The 24,020-nt window shown below is 59.9% G+C and carries 24 protein-coding genes; 15 read left to right on the top strand and 9 right to left on the bottom strand.

Annotated elements, in window-relative coordinates; genetic code table 11:
• Positions 1–92: 92 nt before the first annotated feature.
• Complete coding sequence (locus tag MKS11_RS21040; RefSeq protein WP_017899988.1) at positions 93–953, bottom strand: LysR family transcriptional regulator; 861 nt, start codon at positions 951–953, stop codon at positions 93–95.
• A 97-nt stretch (positions 954–1,050) separates the two neighbouring features.
• Between MKS11_RS21040 and MKS11_RS21035 the strand changes: the two genes are divergently transcribed.
• The 8 genes from MKS11_RS21035 (at position 1,051) to arnF (ending at position 9,329) form a co-directional block, all read left to right on the top strand.
• Positions 1,051–1,557, top strand: a complete 507-nt coding sequence (locus tag MKS11_RS21035) for a phenolic acid decarboxylase (RefSeq protein ID WP_012540376.1) — start codon at positions 1,051–1,053, stop codon at positions 1,555–1,557.
• Between the two features lie 396 nt (positions 1,558–1,953).
• The gene (gene arnB / locus MKS11_RS21030) at positions 1,954–3,093 is read left to right on the top strand and encodes a UDP-4-amino-4-deoxy-L-arabinose aminotransferase (RefSeq protein WP_004202075.1); all 1,140 of its coding nucleotides are present in this window, start codon (positions 1,954–1,956) and stop codon (positions 3,091–3,093) included.
• A 1-nt stretch (position 3,094) separates the two neighbouring features.
• The gene (arnC, locus tag MKS11_RS21025) at positions 3,095–4,078 is read left to right on the top strand and encodes an undecaprenyl-phosphate 4-deoxy-4-formamido-L-arabinose transferase (protein ID WP_004202077.1); all 984 of its coding nucleotides are present in this window, start codon (positions 3,095–3,097) and stop codon (positions 4,076–4,078) included.
• Positions 4,075–6,060 (top strand): bifunctional UDP-4-amino-4-deoxy-L-arabinose formyltransferase/UDP-glucuronic acid oxidase ArnA, encoded by a 1,986-nt coding sequence (arnA, locus tag MKS11_RS21020; protein WP_284109684.1) that lies wholly within the window; start codon positions 4,075–4,077, stop codon positions 6,058–6,060. The genes arnC and arnA overlap by 4 nt, the downstream gene beginning before the upstream one ends.
• On the top strand, positions 6,057–6,959 hold the full coding sequence (arnD, locus tag MKS11_RS21015; RefSeq protein WP_004202080.1) for a 4-deoxy-4-formamido-L-arabinose-phosphoundecaprenol deformylase: 903 nt from the start codon (positions 6,057–6,059) through the stop codon (positions 6,957–6,959). Before arnA ends, arnD begins: the two co-directional genes overlap by 4 nt.
• Complete coding sequence (gene arnT, locus MKS11_RS21010; protein ID WP_004202082.1) at positions 6,959–8,614, top strand: lipid IV(A) 4-amino-4-deoxy-L-arabinosyltransferase; 1,656 nt, start codon at positions 6,959–6,961, stop codon at positions 8,612–8,614. The genes arnD and arnT overlap by 1 nt, the downstream gene beginning before the upstream one ends.
• Positions 8,611–8,949 carry a 4-amino-4-deoxy-L-arabinose-phosphoundecaprenol flippase subunit ArnE gene (arnE, locus tag MKS11_RS21005; RefSeq protein WP_004202083.1) on the top strand — a complete coding sequence of 113 codons (339 nt, stop codon included), beginning with the start codon at positions 8,611–8,613 and terminating at the stop codon, positions 8,947–8,949. Before arnT ends, arnE begins: the two co-directional genes overlap by 4 nt.
• Positions 8,949–9,329 (top strand): 4-amino-4-deoxy-L-arabinose-phosphoundecaprenol flippase subunit ArnF, encoded by a 381-nt coding sequence (gene arnF / locus MKS11_RS21000; RefSeq protein ID WP_004202084.1) that lies wholly within the window; start codon positions 8,949–8,951, stop codon positions 9,327–9,329. The genes arnE and arnF overlap by 1 nt, the downstream gene beginning before the upstream one ends.
• Here arnF and MKS11_RS20995 read toward each other — a convergent pair.
• Positions 9,326–10,375, bottom strand: a complete 1,050-nt coding sequence (locus MKS11_RS20995) for an AI-2E family transporter (protein ID WP_004202085.1) — start codon at positions 10,373–10,375, stop codon at positions 9,326–9,328. The two genes, arnF and MKS11_RS20995, sit on opposite strands and share 4 nt — an antisense overlap.
• Before the next feature lie 133 nt (positions 10,376–10,508).
• Between MKS11_RS20995 and MKS11_RS20990 the strand changes: the two genes are divergently transcribed.
• Complete coding sequence (locus tag MKS11_RS20990) at positions 10,509–11,729, top strand: MFS transporter (protein ID WP_087771805.1); 1,221 nt, start codon at positions 10,509–10,511, stop codon at positions 11,727–11,729.
• Here the strand turns inward: MKS11_RS20990 and MKS11_RS20985 are convergent, their stop codons facing one another.
• Both MKS11_RS20985 and MKS11_RS20980 read right to left on the bottom strand, forming a co-directional pair.
• Positions 11,730–12,287 (bottom strand): DcrB family lipoprotein, encoded by a 558-nt coding sequence (locus MKS11_RS20985; RefSeq protein ID WP_064187418.1) that lies wholly within the window; start codon positions 12,285–12,287, stop codon positions 11,730–11,732.
• A gap of 73 nt (positions 12,288–12,360) precedes the next feature.
• Positions 12,361–13,026, bottom strand: a complete 666-nt coding sequence (locus MKS11_RS20980) for a 7-cyano-7-deazaguanine/7-aminomethyl-7-deazaguanine transporter (RefSeq protein WP_004202088.1) — start codon at positions 13,024–13,026, stop codon at positions 12,361–12,363.
• A 206-nt stretch (positions 13,027–13,232) separates the two neighbouring features.
• Here MKS11_RS20980 and tusA point away from each other — a divergent pair, with 206 nt between their 5' ends.
• Positions 13,233–13,478 carry a sulfurtransferase TusA gene (gene tusA / locus MKS11_RS20975; protein WP_002920858.1) on the top strand — a complete coding sequence of 82 codons (246 nt, stop codon included), beginning with the start codon at positions 13,233–13,235 and terminating at the stop codon, positions 13,476–13,478.
• Positions 13,479–13,581: 103 nt separating this feature from the next.
• Here tusA and zntA read toward each other — a convergent pair whose 3' ends face one another.
• Positions 13,582–15,792 carry a Zn(II)/Cd(II)/Pb(II) translocating P-type ATPase ZntA gene (gene zntA / locus MKS11_RS20970; protein ID WP_032456694.1) on the bottom strand — a complete coding sequence of 737 codons (2,211 nt, stop codon included), beginning with the start codon at positions 15,790–15,792 and terminating at the stop codon, positions 13,582–13,584.
• A 78-nt stretch (positions 15,793–15,870) separates the two neighbouring features.
• The gene (locus tag MKS11_RS20965) at positions 15,871–16,497 is read right to left on the bottom strand and encodes a lysoplasmalogenase (protein WP_004202090.1); all 627 of its coding nucleotides are present in this window, start codon (positions 16,495–16,497) and stop codon (positions 15,871–15,873) included.
• Positions 16,498–16,647: 150 nt separating this feature from the next.
• Between MKS11_RS20965 and MKS11_RS20960 the strand changes: the two genes are divergently transcribed.
• Entirely contained in the window at positions 16,648–16,998 is a 351-nt protein-coding gene (locus MKS11_RS20960; protein ID WP_023291234.1) for a DUF2500 domain-containing protein, read from the top strand.
• Between the two features lie 13 nt (positions 16,999–17,011).
• Here MKS11_RS20960 and MKS11_RS20955 read toward each other — a convergent pair whose 3' ends face one another.
• Together MKS11_RS20955 and rsmD are read right to left on the bottom strand one after the other, a co-directional pair.
• On the bottom strand, positions 17,012–17,287 hold the full coding sequence (locus MKS11_RS20955) for a DUF1145 family protein (RefSeq protein ID WP_004202092.1): 276 nt from the start codon (positions 17,285–17,287) through the stop codon (positions 17,012–17,014).
• Positions 17,277–17,873: a 16S rRNA (guanine(966)-N(2))-methyltransferase gene (gene rsmD, locus MKS11_RS20950; protein ID WP_017899982.1), complete on the bottom strand. Its 597-nt coding sequence runs from the start codon at positions 17,871–17,873 to the stop codon at positions 17,277–17,279. The genes MKS11_RS20955 and rsmD overlap by 11 nt, the downstream gene beginning before the upstream one ends.
• A 182-nt stretch (positions 17,874–18,055) precedes the next feature.
• Here rsmD and ftsY point away from each other — a divergent pair, with 182 nt between their 5' ends.
• From ftsY to rpoH, 4 genes are all read left to right on the top strand, one after another.
• The gene (gene ftsY / locus MKS11_RS20945; RefSeq protein WP_101865612.1) at positions 18,056–19,579 is read left to right on the top strand and encodes a signal recognition particle-docking protein FtsY; all 1,524 of its coding nucleotides are present in this window, start codon (positions 18,056–18,058) and stop codon (positions 19,577–19,579) included.
• Between the two features lie 2 nt (positions 19,580–19,581).
• Complete coding sequence (gene ftsE / locus MKS11_RS20940; protein ID WP_004202097.1) at positions 19,582–20,250, top strand: cell division ATP-binding protein FtsE; 669 nt, start codon at positions 19,582–19,584, stop codon at positions 20,248–20,250.
• A complete protein-coding gene (ftsX, locus tag MKS11_RS20935) occupies positions 20,243–21,295 on the top strand; it encodes a permease-like cell division protein FtsX (protein ID WP_040178039.1) in 1,053 nt (350 codons plus the stop codon). The genes ftsE and ftsX overlap by 8 nt, the downstream gene beginning before the upstream one ends.
• A gap of 268 nt (positions 21,296–21,563) precedes the next feature.
• On the top strand, positions 21,564–22,418 hold the full coding sequence (gene rpoH / locus MKS11_RS20930; RefSeq protein ID WP_002920815.1) for an RNA polymerase sigma factor RpoH: 855 nt from the start codon (positions 21,564–21,566) through the stop codon (positions 22,416–22,418).
• 45 nt (positions 22,419–22,463) lie between these two features.
• Here rpoH and MKS11_RS20925 read toward each other — a convergent pair whose 3' ends face one another.
• Entirely contained in the window at positions 22,464–23,987 is a 1,524-nt protein-coding gene (locus MKS11_RS20925) for a PLP-dependent aminotransferase family protein (protein ID WP_284109683.1), read from the bottom strand.
• Positions 23,988–24,020: the final 33 nt, after the last annotated feature.

The following is a 24,020-nucleotide window of genomic DNA, read 5'->3' as shown; positions in this document are numbered from 1 at the left end:
ATCATACTTTCGGAGTAACCTGGATCAATATTGCGCCGAAAAGTATAAGTAATCCGTATGATTATGCGCAGGGGCAGGCGCCGCTTTACCCCTCAGGGCGCCCGGAACAACCCCAGCAGCGTGGCCACCTGTTCGTCGATCGGCGCCAGATCCCGCTTGACGATCAGATGCAGCGGCGTCGCGCGGCGCGCGCCATGGCTGAGGGGCAGCCGCTTCAGCACGCCCTGATCGAGATGGGAACGAATGCGCTCTTCCGGCAGCCAGCCGAAGCCGACCTGATACATCACCGCATCAATGGCGGCGTCAATGGTGGAGAAAGTCCAGGCGTCACGCGTCGCCTGGCCATCGCCGGTCTGGTCGGCAATGCGCACCAGCGGCCATGGCGCCAGCGCGCTATCCTCCAGCGGACCGTCGAGCGCGGCGAGAGGATGGTCGCGGTGGGCGACGGCGATAAAATCAATATTCATCAGCCACTCTCCGCGGCCGGTAATATCCTGGCGGCGGGTCAGAACCATGACATCGGCTTCCGTTCGCGCCGCGCCCTCGTCATCCATATTTTCCAGCACTTCGGTGAGTCTGACCTGCGTCTGCGGATAGCGCTGCTGAAACTGGCGCAAAATGGCGAACAACCGCTGGCGCGGGAAAATGCTGTCGACCACCAGATCCAGACGGGTGCGCGCCCCGTTGCGCAGAGTGGCGGCATGCGTCTCAACGTAGGCGAAGGCCTGTAGCAGCGGTTTGACCTGATTCAGCAGCAGTTCGCCGGCCGGGGTCAGCACCGCCCGCCGCCCGGACGGCGCCAGCAGCGCTACCCCTAAACGCTCCTGCAGCAGCGCGAGGTTATAGCTCACCGAAGACTGGCTGCGATTGGTCTCCTCCGCCGCTCTGGCAAAGCTCCCCAATTCCACTACCTTTTCGAGTAACGCCCACTGCTCCAGGGTTGTCTTGTGCATAATCAATCTAAAATTTGGATGTATTTAATCCAAACATAGCGTTATTCATTCAATTTTTAAAGACGTATGCTGTCCTCAACAACACAGAGGAGAATAAATGATGAGCACTTTCGACAAACATGACCTCAGCGGCTTTATCGGTAAACATCTGGTCTACACCTACGACAACGGCTGGAACTACGAAATTTACGTCAAAAACGGCCACACCCTCGACTACCGTATTCACAGCGGCATCGTCGGCAATCGCTGGGTGAAAGATCAGGAAGCGTACATCGTGCGGGTGGGGGAAAGTATCTACAAAATCTCATGGACCGAACCGACCGGTACCGACGTCAGCCTGATCGTCAACCTGGGCGATAAACTGTTCCACGGCACCATTTTCTTCCCGCGCTGGATCATGAATAACCCGGAAAAAACCGTCTGCTTCCAGAACGATCACATTCCTCTGATGAATTCGTACCGCGATGCCGGCCCGGCCTACCCGACGGAAGTGATTGACGAGTTTGCTACTATCACCTTCATTCGCGACTGTGGCGCGGATAATGACGAGGTTATTAATTGCCCGGCAAGTGAATTGCCAGCTGATTTTCCTGCAAATTTGTAATTAAGCAGAAATAACTTTGTGATCTGCGCTAACTTTTTGTCATCAAGCGTGACAAAGACAGCGTCATTAATTGTTATCTGGTTTAACCCCCGTTTACTTTCCGCGATAGCGTTCCTGTTTGCTTTTCCAGACAGGAACGCTTTTTTGTCAAAATTCTGCCATAAATAAAACCTATCATTCTGTTTCTTAATGATTTATTTGGCTATGCTGAGAAAAGATTAATTTCTTAATATTATCCTAAGCAAGGTCGACTACATTAATAGTGGTCGAAATACCCTGAAATGGAATGCCGCGCTGAACTCACTTCATTTTAATTTCGTTTAAGTCCGCAGGCGCAGGATATTTTATTCTAACGACCCAGGTTTGTGCGTGGGTCATCTACAGAACAGGATGATGATGAGCGATTTTTTGCCTTTTTCGCGCCCGTCAATGGGCGACGCAGAGCTGGCAGCCCTGCGTGAAGTTTTAACGTCGGGCTGGATCACCACCGGACCGAAGAATCAGGCACTTGAAGCGGCATTTTGCCAGTTGACCGGCAACCGCCACGCGATTGCCGTCAGTTCAGCGACCGGCGGGATGCATGTGACCCTGATGGCGCTGGGTATTGGCCCTGGCGATGAAGTCATTACGCCGTCCCAGACCTGGGTCTCCACTCTCAATATGATCTGCCTGCTGGGCGCCACGCCGGTAATGATCGATGTCGATAACGACAATCTGATGATCACCCCTGAGGCGGTGGCAGCGGCGATCACCTCGCGTACCAAAGCGATTATTCCTGTGCACTACGCGGGGGCGCCAGCCGATATCGACGCCATTCGCGCGGTGGGCGAGCGCCATGGCATTCCGGTGATCGAAGACGCCGCCCATGCGGCGGGGACCCACTATAAGGGCCGCCACGTAGGCTGGCAGGGGACCGCGATTTTCTCGTTCCACGCGATCAAAAACATGACCTGCGCTGAAGGCGGCCTGATTGTCACCGACGACGACGAGCTGGCCTCCCGTATCCGCAGCCTGAAATTCCATGGCCTTGGCGTGGACGCCTATGACCGCCAGACCCATGGCCGCGCGCCGCAGGCGGAGGTGATCGCTCCGGGCTTTAAATACAATCTTGCCGACATCAACGCCGCGCTGGCGCTGGTCCAGCTGGAAAAACTGCCTCACGCCAACCAGCGGCGGGCGGAAATTGCCCAGCGCTATCTGCGCGAACTGGCGGACACGCCGTTTACGCCCCTGACCGTCCCGGCCTGGGATCACCAGCACGCCTGGCATCTGTTTATCATCCGCGTCGATGAGGCTGCCTGCGGCATCAGCCGCGACGCGTTGATGGAAAAGCTAAAGGCGATGGGTATCGGCACCGGTCTGCACTTCCGTGCGGCCCATACGCAAAAATATTACCGCGAGCGCTTCCCGGAGGTTTCCCTGCCGAATACCGAATGGAACAGCGCCCGCATCTGTTCTCTCCCGTTGTTCCCGGACATGACCGATGACGATGTCACTCGCGTCATTTCCGCACTGCGCCAGCTGTCAGGACGTTGATATGCTTACTTACCCTCCCGTGAAGAAGGTCTCGGTGGTTATTCCGGTTTATAACGAACAGGATAGCCTGCCGGAGCTGCTTCGTCGTACGGATACCGCCTGCGCCACGCTGGGGCGGCAATATGAAATTCTGCTGATCGACGATGGCAGCAGCGACGATTCCGCGCGCATGCTCACCGAAGCTGCCGAGGCGGAAGGCAGTCACGTCGTCGCCGTGCTGTTAAACCGTAACTACGGGCAGCACTCGGCGATCATGGCCGGTTTCAGCCATGTAACCGGCGATTTAATCATTACGCTTGACGCCGACCTGCAAAACCCGCCGGAAGAGATCCCGCGGTTGGTAGAGAAGGCGGATGAAGGCTACGACGTGGTGGGCACCGTTCGCCAGAACCGTCAGGACAGCATCTTCCGCAAAACCGCGTCGAAGATGATCAACCGCCTGATCCAGCGCACCACCGGCAAAGCGATGGGCGACTACGGCTGCATGCTGCGCGCTTACCGCCGCCATATCATCGACGCCATGCTCAACTGCCATGAGCGTAGCACCTTTATCCCGATCCTGGCGAATACCTTCGCCCGGCGCGCGGTGGAGATCCCGGTGATGCACGCCGAGCGCGAATTCGGCGACTCCAAATACAGCTTTATGCGCCTGATCAACCTGATGTACGACCTGGTGACCTGTCTGACCACCACGCCGCTGCGTCTGCTCAGCATTTTCGGCAGCGTGATAGCCCTGCTGGGCTTCGCCTTTGGCCTGATGCTGGTGGTGCTGCGTCTGGCCTTTGGCCCGCAGTGGGCGGCGGAAGGGGTATTTATGCTCTTCGCCGTGCTGTTTATGTTCATCGGCGCTCAGTTTATCGGGATGGGCCTGCTCGGGGAGTATATCGGACGCATCTATAACGACGTGCGCGCGCGTCCCCGCTACTTTATTCAACGTGTTGTTCGCCAGCCGGAAACGGCATCTAAAGAGGAAGATCGTTCATGAAAGCCGTAGTCTTCGCTTATCACGATATGGGCTGCACCGGTATCCAGGCTCTGCTGGACGCTGGATATGATATCGCTGCTATTTTCACCCACCCGGATAACCCTGGCGAAAACCATTTCTTTGGCTCCGTGGCGCGCCTTGCCGCCGAGCAGGGCATTCCGGTGTGGGCGCCGGAAGACGTGAACCATCCGCTGTGGATTGAGCGTATCCGCGAGATGAAGCCGGACGTGCTGTTCTCCTTCTACTACCGCAACCTGCTGGGCGATGAGATCCTCAGTCTTGCGCCGAAAGGGGCGTTTAACCTACACGGTTCGCTGCTGCCGAAATATCGCGGCCGCGCGCCGCTGAACTGGGTACTGGTCAATGGCGAAAGCGAAACCGGCGTGACGCTGCACCGGATGGTGAACCGCGCGGATGCCGGCGATATCGTCGCTCAGCAAACCGTGGCGATTGGCCCGGATGACGCCGCCCTGACGCTGCACCGCAAGCTGTGCGCTGCCGCCACTGAGCTGCTGAGCCAGGCGTTGCCGGCGATCCTCGCCGGAACCACCGATGAACGTCCGCAGGATCACAGCCAGGCGACCTATGTGGGACGGCGCACCCCGGAAGATGGCCGCCTCGACTGGGAGCAGCCGGCGCAGACGCTGCACAATCTGGTGCGCGCGGTCTCCGATCCGTGGCCGGGGGCCTTCGGCTACGCTGGCGCGAACAAATTTATTGTCTGGAAATCCCGTGTACGCAGTGATCTACCTGCAGCCAAACCGGGCACCGTTATCTCCGTTGCACCGCTGATCGTGGCGTGCCAGGAAGGGGCGCTGGAGATTGTCACCGGCCAGACCGAACGCGGCGTGTACATGCAGGGCGCCCAGCTGGCGCAGGCGCTGGGCCTGGTGTCCGGGGCGGTGATCAGCAGCAAACCGGTGGTGGCGGTTAAGCGTCGTACCCGGGTGCTGATCCTCGGCGTCAATGGCTTTATCGGTAACCATCTGACCGAACGCCTGCTGCACGACGACAACTATGAGATTTACGGCCTGGATATCGGCTCCGACGCCATCAGCCGTTTCCTCGACTGCCCGCGTTTTCACTTCGTGGAAGGCGATATCAGCATTCACTCCGAGTGGATCGAATATCACATTAAGAAATGCGACGTGGTGCTGCCGCTGGTAGCTATCGCCACCCCTATCGAGTACACCCGCAACCCGCTGCGCGTGTTCGAGCTGGATTTCGAAGAGAACCTGAAGATCATCCGCGATTGCGTGAAATACAATAAGCGCATCATCTTCCCGTCGACCTCTGAAGTGTACGGCATGTGCACCGACAAAAACTTCGACGAAGATACTTCCAACCTGGTGGTCGGGCCGATCAACAAACAGCGCTGGATCTACTCGGTCTCCAAGCAGCTGCTGGACCGCGTGATCTGGGCCTACGGCGATAAGAATGGCCTGAAGTTCACCCTGTTCCGTCCGTTCAACTGGATGGGGCCGCGTCTGGATAACCTCAACGCCGCGCGTATCGGCAGCTCCCGCGCCATCACCCAGCTGATCCTCAACCTGGTGGAAGGCTCGCCGATCAAGCTCATCGAAGGCGGTAAGCAGAAGCGCTGCTTTACTGACATCAGCGACGGTATCGAAGCGCTGTTCCGCATCATCGAGAACAAAGACGGCCGCTGCGACGGGCAGATCATCAACATCGGTAACCCGGATAACGAAGCGAGCATCAAAGAGCTGGCGGAGATGCTGCTGGCCTGCTTCGAACGCCATCCGCTGCGCGATCGCTTCCCGCCGTTTGCCGGCTTCCGCGAAGTGGAAAGCAGCGACTACTACGGCAAGGGCTATCAGGACGTTGAGCATCGCAAACCGAGCATCCGCAACGCCAAACGCTGCCTGAACTGGGAGCCGAAGGTGGAGATGGAAGAGACCGTTGAGCATACGCTGGACTTCTTCCTGCGCACGGTAGAACTGGTGGACGCTAAACATCCATGAAACAGGTCGGCTTACGCATAGATGTCGATACTTTTCGCGGGACGCGGGACGGTGTTCCGCGGCTGCTGGACCTGCTAGGCCAGCACGGGATTCAGGCAAGCTTCTTCTTCAGCGTCGGGCCGGACAATATGGGGCGTCACCTGTGGCGCCTGGTAAAACCGAAGTTTCTGTGGAAGATGCTGCGTTCCAGAGCGGCTTCGCTGTACGGCTGGGATATTCTGCTGGCCGGCACCGCGTGGCCGGGACGCCGCATCGGCGCGGGGAACGAGGCGGTGATCCGTGCGACCGCCGAGTCTCATGAAGTGGGCCTGCACGCCTGGGACCACTACAGCTGGCAGGCGTGGAGCGGCGTCTGGCCGCAGGAACGGCTGACGCTGGAGGTCGAGCGTGGCCTGCTGGAGCTCGAGCGCATCATCGGCCGCCCGGTCACCTGTTCGGCCGTTGCCGGCTGGCGCGCCGATCAGCGGGTGGTGAAAGCCAAAGAATCCTTCGATTTTCTCTACAACAGCGACTGTCGCGGCACGCGGCCGTTTCTGCCCCAGCTCGGCAGCGGCGTCTCTGGTACGGTGCAGATCCCGGTCACGTTGCCGACCTGGGACGAGGCGGTGGGCACGGCGGTGGATATCGCCGGCTTTAACCGCTATCTCCTCGACTGCATCCATCGCGACCCTGGCGTGCCGGTCTATACCATTCACGCCGAAGTGGAAGGTATTGCCTATGCCGATCAGTTCGATGAACTGCTGACCATGGCGGCGGAAGAAGAAATTCAGTTTTGCCCACTGAGCCAGCTGCTGCCCGCTGACTTTAGCGAGCTGCCGTCCGGCAAAGTGGTTCGGGGTGAACTGGCTGGCCGGGAAGGCTGGCTCGGACGTGAACAATTACTGACTTCGGGTGTTTGATGAAAAGCATTCGCTATGGCGTCTCTCTGATTGCGCTGTTTGCGCTGTATTACCTGCTGCCGCTCAATTTCCGTTTGCTCTGGCAACCCGATGAAACACGCTATGCGGAGATCAGCCGTGAAATGCTGGCCACCGGCGACTGGGTGGTGCCGCATTTTCTCGGGCTGCGCTACTTCGAAAAGCCGATTGCCGGTTACTGGATCAACAGTGTCGGCCAGTGGCTGTTTGGCCATAATAACTTCGGCGTACGCTTCGGGTCGGTCTTCGCCATCACCATGACCGCCGTGCTGGTGGCCTGGCTGGCGTGGCGCATCTTTCGCGATAAGCGGGTAGCCGTCCTGTCGCCAGTGATTTTTCTCACCGCGATGCTGGTGTATGCGATTGGTACCTATGCGGTGCTGGACCCGATGATCACCCTGTGGCTGGCGCTGGCGATGTGCAGCTTCTGGGGCGCGACGCAGGCGCAGAGCCGCGGCGGCAAAATACTGGGTTACGTGCTGTTGGGCGTCGCCTGCGGTATGGGGGTGATGACCAAAGGTTTCCTTGCGCTGGCGGTGCCGGTGGTGGGCGTTCTGCCATGGGTGATCGCCCGTAAACGCTGGCGTGAAGTGCTGACCTACGGTTGGCTGGCGGTGGTCGTCTGTACGCTGGTGGTGCTGCCCTGGGGGCTGGCTATCGCCCAGCGCGAGCCGGACTTCTGGCGCTATTTCTTCTGGGTCGAGCATATTCAGCGTTTCGCCGAAAAAGACGCCCAGCATAAAGCGCCGTTCTGGTACTACATCCCGTTCCTGATCGCCGGCAGCTTGCCGTGGCTGGCCCTGCTGCCAGGGGCGCTGAAGCGCGGCTGGCGTGAGCGCGATGAGGCCCGCGGCGCGCTGTATCTGCTCGGTTGGGTGGCGATGCCGTTCCTGTTCTTCAGTATTGCTAAAGGCAAACTGCCGACCTATATCCTGCCGTGCTTTGCGCCGCTGTCGATCCTGATGGCCCGCTACGCGCTGGAGGCGGCGAAGACCGGCGCGAAAGCGCTGCGCATCAACGGGATGATCAACCTGGGCTTTGGCCTGCTGGGGCTGATCGCCGTGCTGGTGGTCTCGCCCTGGGGCGTGATGCACAAGCCGGTATGGACCAAGATTGAGCTGTATAAATGTCTGCTGGCGGCCATCGCCTTCGCCGTCTGGGCGCTGATGGGCTGGCTGGCGATGAAAGACGCTGGTCGCCGTTGGAGCCTGGCGGCGCTTTGCCCGCTTGGCCTGGCGCTGCTGGTGGGCTTCGCCATTCCGGACCGGGTTATCGACAGCAAACAGCCGCAGTTCCTCGTGGACATCGTCAGCGAATCCCTGCAGCCCAGCCGTTACGTCCTGACTAACAACGTCGGGATTGCCGGCGGCCTGGCCTGGGAGCTGAAGCGAAGCGATATTATTATGTTCGACAAACAGGGTGAGCTGAAGTACGGTCTCGACTGGCCGGACGCTCAGGGAAGCTTTGTCAGCCAGGCCGGGTTTGCCGACTGGCTGGCCACGCATCGTCAGCAGGGGCCGGTCTCGCTGGTGCTGTTGATGGATAAAGGAGAGAGTATGGTCGACTTACCGTTACCGAAACCCGATAACGCCTATGAGCTGGGTCGGGTGGTCTTCCTTCAGTACCTGCCGCAATGAGCGTCTGGATCTGTCTGGTGTTCGCCAGCCTGCTGAGCTGCGCCGGACAGCTGTGCCAGAAACAGGCGACCCGCCCGTCCCGTCGCGGACGGCGGAGTCGCCATATACTCTTCTGGCTGGGGATGGCGCTGCTATGCCTCGGCTGCGGCATGCTGCTGTGGCTGAGCGTCCTGCAGTCTATTCCGGTGAGCATCGCCTATCCGATGCTGAGCCTGAACTTCGTCTGGGTCACCCTTGCGGGCTGGGGCATCTGGCATGAGCCGGTCGCTCGCCGCCACTGGTTTGGCGTCGGGTTGATCGTCGTGGGCATTGTCATTCTGGGGACCAGCGTTTGATGGGCTTTCTCTGGGCATTATTCAGCGTCGGCCTTGTCAGCGCCGCGCAGCTGCTGCTGCGCAGCGCCATGGTGGCCTTGCCGCCGCTGACCGATATTCTGGCCTTTCTCCAGCATCTGCTGCATTTCGAGGCTGGTACCTTCGGCCTGTTTTTCGGCCTGCTGGGCTACCTGTTGTCAATGGTCTGCTGGTACTTTGCCCTCCACCGTCTACCGTTATCAAAAGCGTATGCGCTGTTGAGCCTGAGCTATATCCTGGTGTGGGCTGCCGCCATCTGGCTGCCCGGCTGGCATGAGCCGTTCTACTGGCAATCGCTGCTGGGCGTGGCGATTATCGTCGCCGGCGTATTGACCATCTTCTGGCCGGTGAAACGCCGCTAGCCGGGGAGCCGGCTTTTGGGACGCCCCGGGCCGAGCAGGATCGCCAGCTTGCTGCCCCCGACGGTGGTCTCCATCCAGATTTTACAGACGCTGGTTAACGGCACCGAGAGCAGCATTCCCACCGGCCCCAGCAGCCAGCCCCAGACCAGCAGCGACAGGAACACCACCAGGGTCGACATCCCCAGCCGGTGGCCCATCATGCGCGGCTCCACCATGTTGCCCAGCACCATATGCACCACCAGAAACAGCGCCCCGACCAGCAGGCACTCATAGATGCCGCTGAACAGCAGCGCCTGCAGCATGGGTGGGATGGCGGAGATGGCGGAGCCGATATTCGGCACATAGTTCAGCAGGAACGCCAGCACCCCCCACATCAGCGCGAACTGCACCCCCATCGCCAGCAGCCCCAGCCAGACAATCAGCCCGGTCCACAGGCTGATCAGCGTTTTCAAAGCCAGATAGTGGGTAACGCCTTTCAGCGCCCGGTGCAGCCCGGCGATATGCAGGCGAGGGTTATTGAGGGCAAAACGCAGTTTGTAGGGCAGGTGGCGAACCTCAAACAGCATAAAGATCACCGTCATCACCAGCAGCACAATGCTGGCCATCGCCCCGGAAAGCTGGGTCATCAGCGTCGTGGCCCAGGTCATCAGCCGTTCTGAATCCATACGCCGCAGCATGCGCTCCGGATTGATATGCAGGTTGAGAAAGGGGAGATACTCCTGGAGCTGGACGATCTTACGCGTCAGGGCGCGGTTGAAATCAGGCAGCATGGCGACAAAGTCATTGAGCGACGCCGCCAGCACGCCAAGCAGCGCGGTGAGCATCACCAGCATTGCCGTCACCACCAGGGTAATGGCGAACGGGCGCCGCACCCCGCGGCGAATGAACCAGGTGACCAGCGGGTTGAGGACGATAGCGAAAAACAGCGCCAGCAGCAGCTGCACCAGAATATCGGCGGCGGCGTGGATCCCGGCGAGGATAATCACCAGCGCCGCCAGCTTAAGTAAAATATGGAGCCCGGCTTTATCAGCCTGCGGAGGGGACATAGGTATTCCTTTTGTGAGTCGCGCCTGATAAGTGTAGCGGTTCGCCGACTGCCAATATTCCGAAAGGCGAGCTGCTTTTCCGCCGCCAGCGTGGTAATAGTGAAAGCTGGTTGTCGAAATCTGGTGGAACCTGATGCCCGAACCCGTCGCCGAACCGGCGCTCAATGGACTGCGCCTCAATCTGCGGATTGTCTCCGTCGTCATTTTTAACTTTGCCAGCTATCTCACCATCGGCTTGCCGCTGGCGGTGCTTCCCGGCTATGTGCATGATGTAATGGGCTTTAGCGCTTTCTGGGCCGGCCTGGTGATTAGTCTGCAATATTTCGCCACGCTGCTTAGCCGCCCGCACGCCGGGCGCTATGCTGACCTGCTGGGGCCCAAAAAAATCGTTGTCTTCGGCCTCTGCGGCTGCTTTTTAAGCGGCCTGAGCTATCTGCTGGCCGCCTGGAGCAGCGGCTGGCCGCTGGTTAGCCTGCTGCTGCTATGCATGGGGCGGGTTATTCTCGGCATCGGCCAGAGCTTTGCCGGCACCGGCTCGACGCTGTGGGGCGTCGGCGTTGTTGGGTCGCTGCATATCGGGCGGGTGATCTCGTGGAACGGCATTGTGACCTACGGAGCGATGGCGATGGGCGCCCCGCTCGGCGTGCTGTGCTATTCGTACATTGGCCTCAGCGGCCTGGCCGGGGTCATTATGACGGTTGCGCTGGCGGCCATCCTCTGCGCGCTGCCCCGCGCAGCGGTGAAGGCGGCGAAAGGCAAAGCGATGTCGTTTCGCGCGGTGCTCGGGCGGGTGTGGCCCTACGGCATGGCGCTGGCCCTGGCCTCCGCCGGTTTCGGGGTTATCGCCACCTTTATCACGCTGTTTTATGAGGCCAAAGGCTGGGACGGGGCGGCCTTCGCCCTGACGCTGTTCAGCTGCGCGTTTGTTGGCGCACGGCTGCTGTTTCCCAACGCCATTAACCGCCTCGGCGGGCTGAACGTGGCGATGCTCTGCTTTAGCGTGGAGATCATCGGCCTGCTGCTGGTCGGCTTTGCCGATACGCCGCTGCTGGCGAAAATCGGCACCTTGCTTACCGGGGCCGGGTTCTCGCTGGTCTTTCCGGCGCTGGGCGTGGTGGCGGTGAAAGCGGTGCCGCCGCACAACCAGGGGTCGGCGCTGGCCACCTATACCGTGTTTATGGATTTGTCGTTAGGCGTCACCGGGCCGCTGGCCGGCTTACTGATGGCGTGGACCGGGATCCCGGTGATATATCTGGCGGCGGCAGGTCTGGTGATGGCGGCGCTGCTGTTGGGCTGGCGGCTAAAAAAACGGCCCCCGCTCAGTGAACCGGAGGCCGTCGCACCAGGCCAGTAATTACTGGATGGCGAGGGTGCTGATGATGCTTTCCGCTTCGGTCTGCGCCTGCTGCTGGTTGTCCGCCGGCAGGGTGACCTGCAGGGTCAGCAGTTTGTCATCCACTTTGCCGAGGATCACGGAAGACCAGGCGGTCTGCCCCTTGGCGGAGATGATGCTGTCCAGCTGCTGCAGGGTGTGACCTTTGATCTCCAGCGATTTATTGCTCACCACCTGCAGCTGCGGGTCGCGGCTACGCTGCTGATCTTCCAGGCGTTTCGCCAGCACCGCCAGGTCTTCATTGGTGCTGTCGCCGACGATGACGATAACCGCTTTCTGGCCGGTGGCGTCAGAATAGACGTGCATGTTGTTCGCCTGGGTGCCCAGTTTGCCGCTCTGGTCGGCCATGCCCGCAGGCAGGGTGAAGCTCAGTTTGCCATCCAGCAGGCTGATCGCCTGGCCGCTGGTGTTGCTCTCCGCTGCTGCCCCAACGGTTGGCGCTTTTGAATCGCTGTTATCGCAGGCGGCAAGCCCCATCACCAGCAGGCCAATACCGACATATTTAACCAAATTGCGCATTGACATCTTCCTTTCGATAAACGGCCACTAATGGCTCATCCGGCTATCTTAACACATCAGTCCGCGAGTACCTTTAACTCGGCTGCAATGCCGACAAATCAGATTTATCCGCCAGCCTTTTCAACAGCATATTTAACAGCACGCCGTACATCGGCAGGAAGAAAATGATGCTGATAAGCACTTTAAAGCTGTAGTCGACGAGGGCGATTTCCCCCCAGTGAGCGGCCATAAACGGATCCGGGCTGCGCCAGAAGGCGATGAAGAAGAACGCCACGGTATCGCTGATGTTGCCGAACAGCGTCGAGGCGGTGGGGGCCAGCCACCAGTGACGGCTCTGCCGCAGGCGGTTGAAGACGTGGACGTCAAGGATCTGCCCCAGCGCATAGGCCATAAAGCTGGCGATGGCGATGCGCGCGACGAAGAGATTAAAGGTGCCCAGCGCGGCGAAGCCCTGCCACTCGCCCATGTAAAACAGGGCGGAGATGGCGTAGGAGATGACCAGCGCCGGGACCATCACCGCAAAAATAATGCGTCGCGCCAGCGGTGCGCCAAAAATTCGCACCGTCAGATCGGTGGCGAGGAAGATAAACGGAAAACTGAACGCGCCCCAGGTGGTATGGAAACCAAAGATGGAGATCGGCAGCTGAACCAGATAGTTGCTGGAGGTAATCACCAGCAGATGAAATAGCGAAAGCCAGACGAGCGCTTTTTTGCGCTGTACGGTAGTAAACGGATTCATATTGTGACCTTTTTATGCCCGTCATGCTTCAGGTGAATGAGCAATCGGCAGCGGAACGTTGGGGTGAGGGAACCCAATTAAAAACGGCTGCATGATACTGCGTTGCCGGCGTAATGCAATGGTTGTTTTTCGCGCAAACGTTAACCTGGCTTGCGTACTGGCGAGCAGGGGGTAAACTAGGGCCGTTTTGTTGACGTGAGACTAAAATGAGCGAACTTTTCTCCACTCCTGACCACACTCTGGATGCCCTGGGACTCCGCTGCCCGGAGCCGGTCATGATGGTGCGTAAAACCGTGCGGACGATGCCGGTGGGCGAGACGCTGCTGATTATTGCTGACGATCCGGCCACCACCCGCGATATTCCGGGATTCTGCCGCTTTATGGAGCATGAGCTGGTGGCCCAGGAAACCGAAGCCCTGCCGTACCGCTACCTGATCCGCAAAAGCCACTGAGCCTCTCCCGGATGGCGGCGGGTAGCGCCTTATCCGGGCTACCCGACGGTCTGGAACCGTAGCCCTGCTAAGCGTAGCGCGAGCAGGGAAGCCGGTATCTATGCTACAACTTCTTACGCAATAACCGCAGCGCGTTAGCCGTTACCAGCACGGTGGCGCCGGTATCCGCCAGCACCGCCAGCCACAGACCGGTCAGGCCGAGCAGGGTGGTGACAAGGAAAATCCCCTTCAGCCCTAAGGCAATCGCGATGTTCTGGCGGATATTGGCGTGAGTCGCCCGCGCCAGGGAAATCATCTGCGCCAGGCCGGTCAGACGGTTGTGGGTCAGCGCGGCGTCGGCAGTCTCCAGCGCCACGTCGGTACCGCTGCCCATGGCGATGCCGATGGTCGCCGCTTTCATCGCCGGGGCGTCGTTGATACCGTCCCCGACCATCGCCAGCGGCGCATCGGCATTCAACGCCATCACCGCTTCGACTTTGTCCGCCGGCAGCAGGCCGGCGCGGAATTCCAGCCCCAGTTCGCTGGCGATGGCCGCCGCGGCGCGCGGGTTATCCCCGGTGAGGATCACCCCCTGCACCCCCAACTGGTGTAAGGCATCCACTGCCTGACGTGCGTCGTCGCGCAGGGTGTCGCGCAGCGCCAGGATGCCGAGAAGCGTCTCGCCGCGCATGACCAGCACCACCGTTTGCCCGGCGCTCTCCAGCTGCTGGATCTGCGCCTCATACTCTGCCGGGGCGGCTTTGCTGGCCGCGCAGATTAAAATCCGGCTGCCGTTGACCTCGGCTTCGATACCGGAACCTGCCAACGCCCGCTGGCCGCTGGCCAGCGGAATGCTCAGCTGGCGCCGCTGCGCTTCTCGGACGATGGCCTGCGCCAACGGATGGCTGGAGCCTTGCTCCACCGCCGCCGCCAGCGCCAGCAGCGCGTTGTCGTCATTCTCAGCCGTGGCGATGACCGAGGTCACCTGCGGCTGCCCGACGGTCAGAGTGCCGGTTTTATCGAACGCCACCTGGCGCACCTGGCCCAGCTGTTCCAGCGCCGCGCCGCCTTTGATCAGCGCCCCGCGTCGGGCGGCGACCGCCAGGCCGGAGGTGATGGCCGCCGGGGTGGAGATGACCAGCGCGCACGGGCAGCCGATCAACAGCAGCGTTAAGCCTTTATAGATCCATGGCAGCCAGGCGCTGGCGAAGAACAGCGGCGGGACAATGGCCACCAACAGGGCCACCACCATAATGGCCGGAGTGTAGATCCGGCTGAAGCGGTCGATAAAACGCTCGATCGGCGCCCGACGTTCCTCCGCCTCTTCAATCAGCTTCAGGATGCGGTCGATGGCGCTGTCGCCCGGTTCGGAGATCACGGTCAGCTGCACCAGGCGGTCGACGCTGGTGGCGCCCGCCGCTACCCGTTCTCCGGCCTGGCGCTCCACCGGCACCGACTCGCCGGTCAGGGCGCTTTCATCAAAGCTGGCAAACGGCGACAGCAGTTGTCCATCCGCCGGCAGACGCCCGCCGGCAGCCACTTCAATCACATCTCCGGGACGCAGGTCACGCTGGGCGACGGTTTCCCGCACGCCGTTGCGCAGACGGATGGCGGTGTCGGGCTTCAGCGCCATCAGCGCGCTCACGCCCTGCCGCGCGCGGCTGGCGGCCCAGCCTTCGAGACGCTCGCCGATCAGGAACAGTAGCAGGACCATCGCCGCCTCTGCGGTGGCGCCGATAAACAGCGCTCCGATGGCGGCGACGCTCATCAGCGTTTCAATGGCGAACCAGCTCCCGCTTTTGATCAGGCGCAGCGCCTGGCGGGCAACCGGCCACAGGCCGACCAGGGTGGTGGCAACAAAGGCTAACTGACCGGCAGGGTGGTTGGCCTGCTCCAGCCCCCAGCTCAGGGCCATCATAATGACCAGCGTCAGCAACGGTAAATTGTCGCGCAGCCGCGAGCCCTGCGTTTTCTCTGACGCGGGGGCATCGGCATCGCGCAGCGTATAGCCTGCCTGACGTACCGCCTGCTCAACCTGGGCGCGAACGTCGCCTTCAGCGTTAACCAATAATTTTTCCGTGGCGAACAGCACCTGAACCTGACTGACGCCGGGCACCTGACGAACCGCCGTTTCCACCTTGCGGGCGCAGGCGGCGCAGTCCATGCCGGCAACCTGCCAGCTGTAGCGGGCGTCGCTAAGCGCTTCGGCAGCTGGTGCGGTCTCTGCGGCGCAGGCGTGGTCTGTGCAGCAGCTCTCCGCCGGGGCGGGCGCTGGCCGCATGGTGAATGACGAGAATTGTGGGACTTTTTTATCCTGCGCGTCTGGAGTCGACATGGCACCCTCCGGTAAATGATAATTTTCTCATTAGCCGTAGGATACACTCTGGAGTCGACTCCAGAGTCAAGGACTAAATTACAGGTACAGCGCGCGCACGATGAGGAAGTGGCCGGCAAAGTAAAACGCGGCGGCAATGGCGTTATCGGCGCGGAAACGGCGACGATAGTGACTTACCAGCCACACGGCATTGCTCAGCAGCAGCAGAGCGGCGCCGGCGAAACCGGACAGCGCGGTGTCGGTAGGGCGGGCAAACCATAGCTCACCGGCCAGCCAGACCATCACCAGCGTCATGCCGATAAAGGTCAGCACCGGCATTTTCATTTCTTCCAGGCGGCTCCAGATCACCGCCATCAGCAGGGCGCCGAATACCAGCAGCACCAGCGGCAGCGGCCAGAAGAACGACAGCGTCAGCTGGCTGGCAAACCAGATGGTATACAGCAGATGCGACAGGAAGAAGGCGCCCACCGCGTACATCACCCGCTGACGCGGCAGCAGGGTGAGGGCGTCGCCGAGCAGCGAGGCGCACAGGCCAGCCAGCACCAGGTAGCTGATGGCATTGAACATCGGCGCCTGCCAGGCCAGCAACAGCAACAGAATCAGGGTGACAGGTTTAAATACCCAGCGTCGCCAGGCCGGCCCGCGATAGGATGCATCGACATAAAGCCATGCGGAGAAACAGACAGCAATAAATGACCAAAGCATAGTAAGTCCCTGTATCTGTTATCATAAAGAAAGTTACGGATGCGTGAAGCTACCACTCAGTGTAGTGGTTTGGCGCAGCAGATGACAATGTTATTCCAGTCGCAGTATGCTGATTCCTGATATTTTTTATGGGTAACCTTAATGAGTAAAATGCCGCTCTTTTTTGTTCTGGTCGTCGCGGTGATTGTGGTGGCGGCTTCGTTTCGCTATGTGCAGCAGCGCCGCGAAAAACTGGCGAACGACGCCGCGCCGGTGTTGCAAAAGCGGGTGATCGTCAGCAATAAGCGGGAAAAAGTGATTAACGATCGGCGTTCGCGCCAGCAGACGGTGACGCCTGCGGGCAGCGAGATGCGCTATGAAGCGAGCTTTCGCCCTGAGAACGGCGGGCTGGAGGTGGTGTTTCGCCTTGACGCGCCGCAGTATCATGCGCTGAGCGTCGGCGATCGCGGGATGTTGAGTTATAAGGGCACAGCGTTCGTGGCGTTTACGCCCGATCCCTGAGCCCTTGTCAGGACTATTTCTTCAGCGTCGCCTTCAGTTTTTTCTGCCAGGCGACGAGCTCAAACACGCCGAAGATAAAAATGCGGATTTGCTCAAAGCGGCCCAGCGGCGGGGCATCTTTCGGCTGCGTCGCCTTGAGCAGCGTCAGCTGCAGACCATGCATCAGGATCATAAAAATCAGCGCGACGTTGACGAAGATATTCAGCGGCTTCGGGAAGGGCTGAAACAGATTCAATAACAGAAAGGCCCAGACGCACAGCATCAGCAGGCGGCCTAAATTAATCAGCATGGTGCTCTCCTTGGGCCTCACGTTGGTAAAGACGGTACGCGACCTGTCCGGCCACTTTTTCACGATACAGATGCCAGTTTGCCGGTACCGGCGGTAAACCGTTTTCGACTTCGCTTTCGACGTACACCAGGGCCTCATCGGCCAGCCAGCCCTGCGTTTCCAGCAGGCGCAGCGTCTCCTCCAGCAGCCCCTGACGGAACGGTGGGTCGACGAATACGATCTCATGCGGCGTGCCCGGTTGACTCAGGAAGCTGAGGGTGTTGGTCGCGATCACCTTGCCGCGATCCGCTTTCAGGGTGGCCAGGTTTTTTTGCAACTGCTGAGCGACGCCGCGCTCCATCTCCAGTAGCGTAGTGCTGGCCGCATAGCGGGACAGCGCCTCAAGCCCCAGCGCGCCGCTGCCGGCAAAGCAGTCGAGGCAGTGCGCGTCAACGATGGACGGCGCCAGCCAGTTAAAAAGGGTTTCGCGAACCCGGTCGGTGGTCGGCCGTAGGCCCGGGCTCTCCGGCACCGGTAATTTACGGCCGCGCCATTGCCCGCCGATGATGCGGATCTGACCGCTGCCCGCGTGGTTTGGTTTTTTCATCTCTCTGCTCAAGTCTCAACTTCCGGCCTGCTATTCTAGCGATCGACGGCGGTTGACGAAACCTTAATCCGGGGGCGGTGCTGCGAGTTAAGTTAAGTGATAGACTATCCAACTAATTTCATCATTTTTTCAGCTTCTGATGAAGCTGCGCCATGAATAAACAGCGAGGAGTGTGGTCGCAAATGGCAAAAGAGAAAAAACGTGGCTTCTTTTCCTGGCTGGGCTTTGGACAGAAAGAACAGGCACAGGAAACCGAGACTGAACAAAAAGTAGAAGAACAACAAGCGGTTGCCGATGAGACGCCGGCGGCGGAAACCCCTGCCGAGCCGAGCGCGCCGAAAGCGGACCCGGAGGCGTTTGCCGAAGAGGTCGTCGACGTCACCGAGACGGTGGTCGAAAACGAAAAGGCCCACCTTGCGGAGCCTGCCAGCGCGCAGGAAGAAGAGTGGGTGGAAACGCCTGCTCTGACCGAAGAAGCGCCTGCTGTTGAACCGGAGCCCGCGGTCAGCGAACCGGTTGAACAGCCTGCGGTGGTTGAGTCGCTGGCGGAAGAGGTTATCGCCGAACCGGTGGCGGCGGAGGTCGTGGCTGAGCAGCCTGTAGAGGATGCTGTTGCCCAGCCGCAGGAGACGGAAGCGCCGGAAGAGGACGCGCCGTTAAGCGATGAAGAGCTGGAAGCGCAGGCGCTGGCGGCCGAGGCGGCAGAAGAGGCGGCGGTGGTGGTGCCGGCGCCAGAAGACGAGGCGCCGGTGGAAGAACTGGCCCAGGAGCAGGAAAAACCGACGAAAGAAGGCTTTTTTGCCCGCCTAAAACGTAGCCTTTTGAAAACAAAAGAAAATCTCGGTTCCGGATTTATCAGCCTGTTCCGCGGTAAGAAGATCGACGACGATCTGTTTGAAGAGCTGGAAGAGCAGCTGCTGATCGCTGATGTCGGGGTGGAGACCACCCGCAAGATCATTACTAACCTCACTGAGGGCGCCAGCCGTAAGCAGCTGCGCGATGCGGAGGCGCTGTACGGCCTGCTGAAAGAAGAGATGGGTGAGATTCTCGCCAAAGTGGATGCGCCGCTGAATGTTGAAGGCAAAACGCCATTTGTTATTCTGATGGTCGGCGTGAACGGGGTGGGGAAAACCACCACCATCGGCAAGCTGGCGCGTCAGTTTGAGCAGCAGGGCAAATCGGTGATGCTGGCGGCGGGGGATACCTTCCGTGCGGCGGCGGTAGAACAGTTGCAGGTCTGGGGGCAGCGTAACAATATCCCGGTGATCGCCCAGCACACCGGCGCCGATTCCGCTTCGGTGATTTTCGACGCCATTCAGGCGGCGAAGGCGCGCCATGTTGATGTGCTGATTGCCGATACCGCCGGGCGTCTGCAGAATAAATCGCACCTGATGGAAGAGCTGAAGAAGATCGTCCGGGTGATGAAAAAGCTGGACGTCGACGCGCCGCATGAGGTGATGTTAACCATCGACGCCAGCACCGGGCAGAATGCCATTAGCCAGGCCAAACTGTTCCATGAGGCGGTAGGTTTGACCGGGATCACCCTGACCAAGCTGGATGGCACCGCCAAAGGCGGCGTGATCTTCTCGGTGGCCGACCAGTTCGGCATTCCGATTCGCTATATTGGCGTCGGCGAGCGTATTGAGGATCTGCGTCCGTTTAATGCGGGCGACTTTATTGAGGCACTTTTTGCCCGAGAGGATTAAGAATGATTCGCTTTGAACAAGTCAGCAAAGCCTATCTCGGTGGGAGACAAGCGCTGCAGGGGGTGAACTTCCACCTGCAGCCGGGCGAGATGGCGTTTCTGACCGGCCACTCCGGCGCAGGGAAAAGTACCCTGCTGAAGCTTATCTGTGGTATCGAACGGCCCAGCGCCGGCAAAATCTTCTTCAGCGGTCATGAAATCAGCCGCCTGAAGAGCCGTGAGGTGCCGTTCCTGCGCCGCCAGATCGGCATGATTTTCCAGGACCACCATTTGCTGATGGATCGCACCGTGTATGACAACGTGGCGATCCCGCTGATTATCGCCGGCGCCAGCGGCGATGACATTCGTCGCCGCGTCTCGGCGGCGCTGGACAAGGTCGGGCTGCTGGACAAAGCGAAGAACTTTCCGATTCAGCTCTCCGGCGGTGAGCAGCAGCGCGTGGGGATCGCTCGCGCGGTGGTCAACAAGCCGGCGGTACTGCTGGCGGATGAACCGACAGGTAACCTCGACGAGGCGCTCTCGGAGGGGATTTTACGTCTGTTTGAAGAGTTTAACCGCGTCGGGGTGACGGTACTGATGGCCACGCACGATCTGGGGCTTATCTCCAGCCGTCCGTACCGCGTGCTGACGCTCAGCGACGGCCATCTGCATGGAGGCATTCGGGGTGAATAAGCGCGACGCAATGAACCAAATCCGCCAGTTCGGCAGCAAGTTCGATCGCCTGCGCAACGCGGCGGGCGGCGGCGGCGGGCGCAATGCGCCAAAACGGCCGAAAGCGGCGCCTAACCCGGCCTCGCGTAAGAGCAACGTGTTCAACGAGCAGGTGCGCTACGCCTGGCACGGCGCGCTCCAGGATTTAAAAAGCACACCGCTGGCCACATTCCTGACGGTGATGGTTATCGCCATCTCGTTGACCCTGCCAAGCGTCTGCTACATGGTCTACAAAAACGTCAGCAGCGCGGCGTCACAGTACTATCCCTCGCCGCAGATCACCGTGTATCTGGAAAAAACGCTGGATGACGACGCCGCGGCGCGGGTGGTAGGTCAGCTGCAGGCGGAGCAGGGCGTCGACAAGGTGAACTATTTGTCACGTGACGAGGCATTGGGTGAATTCCGTAACTGGTCCGGCTTTGGCGGCGCCCTGGATATGCTGGAAGAGAACCCGCTGCCGGCGGTCGCCATCGTGGTGCCGAAGCTGGATTTCCAGAGCACGGAAGCGCTGAACACCCTGCGCGATCGGGTATCGCGGATCCAGGGGGTCGATGAGGTGCGGATGGACGACAGCTGGTTTGCCCGCCTCTCCTCGCTCACCGGGCTGGTGGGCCGCGTGTCGGCGATGATTGGCGTGCTGATGGTGGCGGCGGTGTTCCTGGTGATCGGCAACAGCGTGCGCCTGAGCATCTTCGCCCGCCGCGATACCATTAACGTGCAGAAACTGATCGGCGCTACCGACGGCTTTATCCTGCGTCCGTTCCTCTACGGCGGGGCGATGCTGGGCTTCTCCGGCGCGTTTTTATCGCTGATCCTGTCGGAGATTCTGGTGATGCGTCTCTCGTCGGCAGTGACCGAAGTGGCGAAGGTGTTCGGCACCCAGTTTGAGCTAAGCGGCTTAGGCTTTGACGAGTGTCTGCTGATGCTGATCGTCTGCTCGATGATCGGCTGGGTAGCCGCCTGGCTGGCGACAGTGCAACATTTACGTCACTTTACTCCCGATTAAAAAAAGCGTGATATAATCTTTCCCTGCTGCAATGAGTTCCTGTTCGCAGGGAAAGATACGCAAGCTTGTTCTCCTTTTCCTGCCCTCACTTTTTCATCGTGGTGTCACATTTTGTGCGTAATTTATTCACACCGTTGCATGGAACTTGTGGATAAAATCACTGTCTGATACTAATGTGAGTGATATTCTCGTTGCTCATGAATGCTGGCATGCTTGTTGCCTGATGGGGACAAGACCACGTCAGAAGATATCAATTGAGAGGATTTGAATGACCAAAGAAATGCAAACTTTAGCTTTAGCCCCCGTTGGTAACCTGGAATCGTATATCCGGGCCGCTAACACTTGGCCGATGCTGTCGGCTGATGAAGAGCGGGAGCTTGCTGAAAAGCTGCATTACCAGGGCGATCTGGAAGCAGCGAAAAAGCTGATTCTGTCTCACCTGCGCTTTGTTGTTCACATTGCTCGTAACTACTCGGGCTATGGCCTGCCGCAGGCGGATCTGATCCAGGAAGGCAATATCGGCCTGATGAAAGCCGTGCGTCGCTTCAACCCGGAAGTGGGTGTGCGCCTGGTCTCCTTCGCCGTGCACTGGATTAAAGCCGAAATTCACGAATACGTGCTGCGCAACTGGCGTATCGTGAAGGTCGCTACCACCAAAGCACAGCGTAAGCTGTTCTTTAACCTGCGTAAAACCAAACAGCGTCTGGGTTGGTTCAACCAGGATGAAGTGGAAATGGTGGCCCGTGAGCTGGGCGTGTCGAGCAAAGACGTCCGCGAGATGGAATCCCGTATGGCGGCCCAGGACATGACCTTCGACATGTCGTCCGACGATGAGTCCGACAGCCAGCCGATGGCGCCGGTCCTGTATCTGCAGGACAAAACGTCAAACTTTGCCGACGGCATCGAAGACGATAACTGGGAAGAGCAGGCGGCGAATAAGCTGACTGACGCGATGCAGGGCCTGGACGAGCGTAGCCAGGATATCATCCGCGCCCGCTGGCTGGACGAAGACAACAAGTCCACGCTGCAGGAGCTGGCTGACCGCTACGGCGTCTCCGCAGAGCGCGTGCGTCAGCTGGAAAAGAACGCCATGAAAAAACTGCGTGCGGCGATCGAAGCCTGATACGCAACCCCTGCCTGACGCCAGGCAACCCGATAACGCCCCGCCTCAGGTTGGGGCGTTTTGTTTTTCTGCGCCATCCATGGGCCGCAGCACCTCTGGACAGTGCGTCCGCAGGCAGCCGATCAGCACGCTGAATGCCGGCGCCATCTGCTCCTCGGGCTGGCTGGCAAATCCCATCAATAATCCTTTCTTACGCGCCGCCGTCAGGTAGTAGCGCGAGAGCGGCCGCACCAGAATGTGGCGCGCATTGGCCTCGCTGGCGATCGCCACATCGTCAGCCTCTTCCGGTAAATTGAGGATCAAATGCAGCCCGGCATTATCGCTGAAGTCCGACAGGGCGTCGGGCATACAGTGCCGCTGAATCAGCTCGGTTAAAAAGGCGCGGCGACGGCTGTAGAGCAGGCGCATGCGGCGGATATGGGCCGAGTAGTGACCAGCGGTAATAAACTCCGCCAGCGCCATCTGGATCAGCGAATGGCCGCCGCGGTAAAGCTCGGCGTGGGCGTGCTTCAGATCGCTGACCAGCGGACGGGGGATCACCACATAGCCCAGACGCAGGCCGGGATAGAGCGTTTTACTGAAGGTGCCGATATAGACCACCGGCGCGTCGGCCACCAGCCCCTGCAGGGCGGGGATGGGCTGGCCGGAAAAGCGAAACTCGCTGTCATAATCATCTTCGACGATCCAGCTCCCCTGCTGGCGGGCGAGCGCCAGCAGCCGCTGACGACGTTCAAGGCTCATCACTGCACCCAGCGGATACTGGTGAGAAGGGGTGACAAAGATGAGCCGCGGCGCATCGTCAACCGTTTCCGGCGGACGCAGGCCGTTGGCATCGACGGTCAGGGGCTCCGCCCGGACGTCGTTCATCGCCAGCAGGTGGCGAATGCCCCAGTAGGAAGGCTCCTCCACCCACGCCAGATCGCCGCTGTCGCACAGCATGCGGGTGACCAGATCGATAGCCTGGTGGATCCCCTCGGTGATAAGAATTTGATCTGCCTGACAGTGGACGCCGCGCGATACCCGCAGATAATCCACCAGCGCCTGCTGCAGCTCCGGGGTACCGCCGTTGCAGCTGTAGCTGAGCCGCTCGGGCTTTGGCCGACGGCTGATGCGCGCCTGGATCTTGCTGAACAGCGGATGGGGAAAGGCGTTAACGTCCGGTACGCCGGGAATAAACGCTCCCCACTGGCGCGGGCTGGCGCTGACCTGGCCGAGCAGGTGCTGGCCGCGGCGTGAAAGATGCGCCGTCGATGTCGCGATGCTGCTGTTTTCCCGCTCACCCTTAGCGGTCAAGGAACTTTCAGAGGCGGTTTGGGCAACGAATGTTCCGCTTCCCCGACGGGAAACCACATATCCTTCCGCCAGTAATTGTTCATAAGTTGTTAATATGGTGTTTCTTGATACGCCGAGTTCTCCCGCCAGGTCCCGCGACGGCGGCAGGCGGCTTTGCGGTGCCAGCGAACCGTCAAGGATCGCGCGGCGAAGCGCGTTGTATAAGCGTTTGTGCAGAAGAGGGTCGCGCTCTTCCTGCAGACGGACCAGCACCAGGTCACCCACCAGCGAACGCAATTGGATCCCTCAGATATTCAAAATTGGTACTCG

The sequence above is a fragment of the Klebsiella sp. K5-45 genome (genome assembly GCF_030128605.1).
Lineage (GTDB): Bacteria > Pseudomonadota > Gammaproteobacteria > Enterobacterales > Enterobacteriaceae > Klebsiella > Klebsiella quasipneumoniae.
The sequence above is the reverse complement of the archived record's forward strand: the minus strand, read 5'-3'. Positions and strand labels throughout refer to the sequence as shown.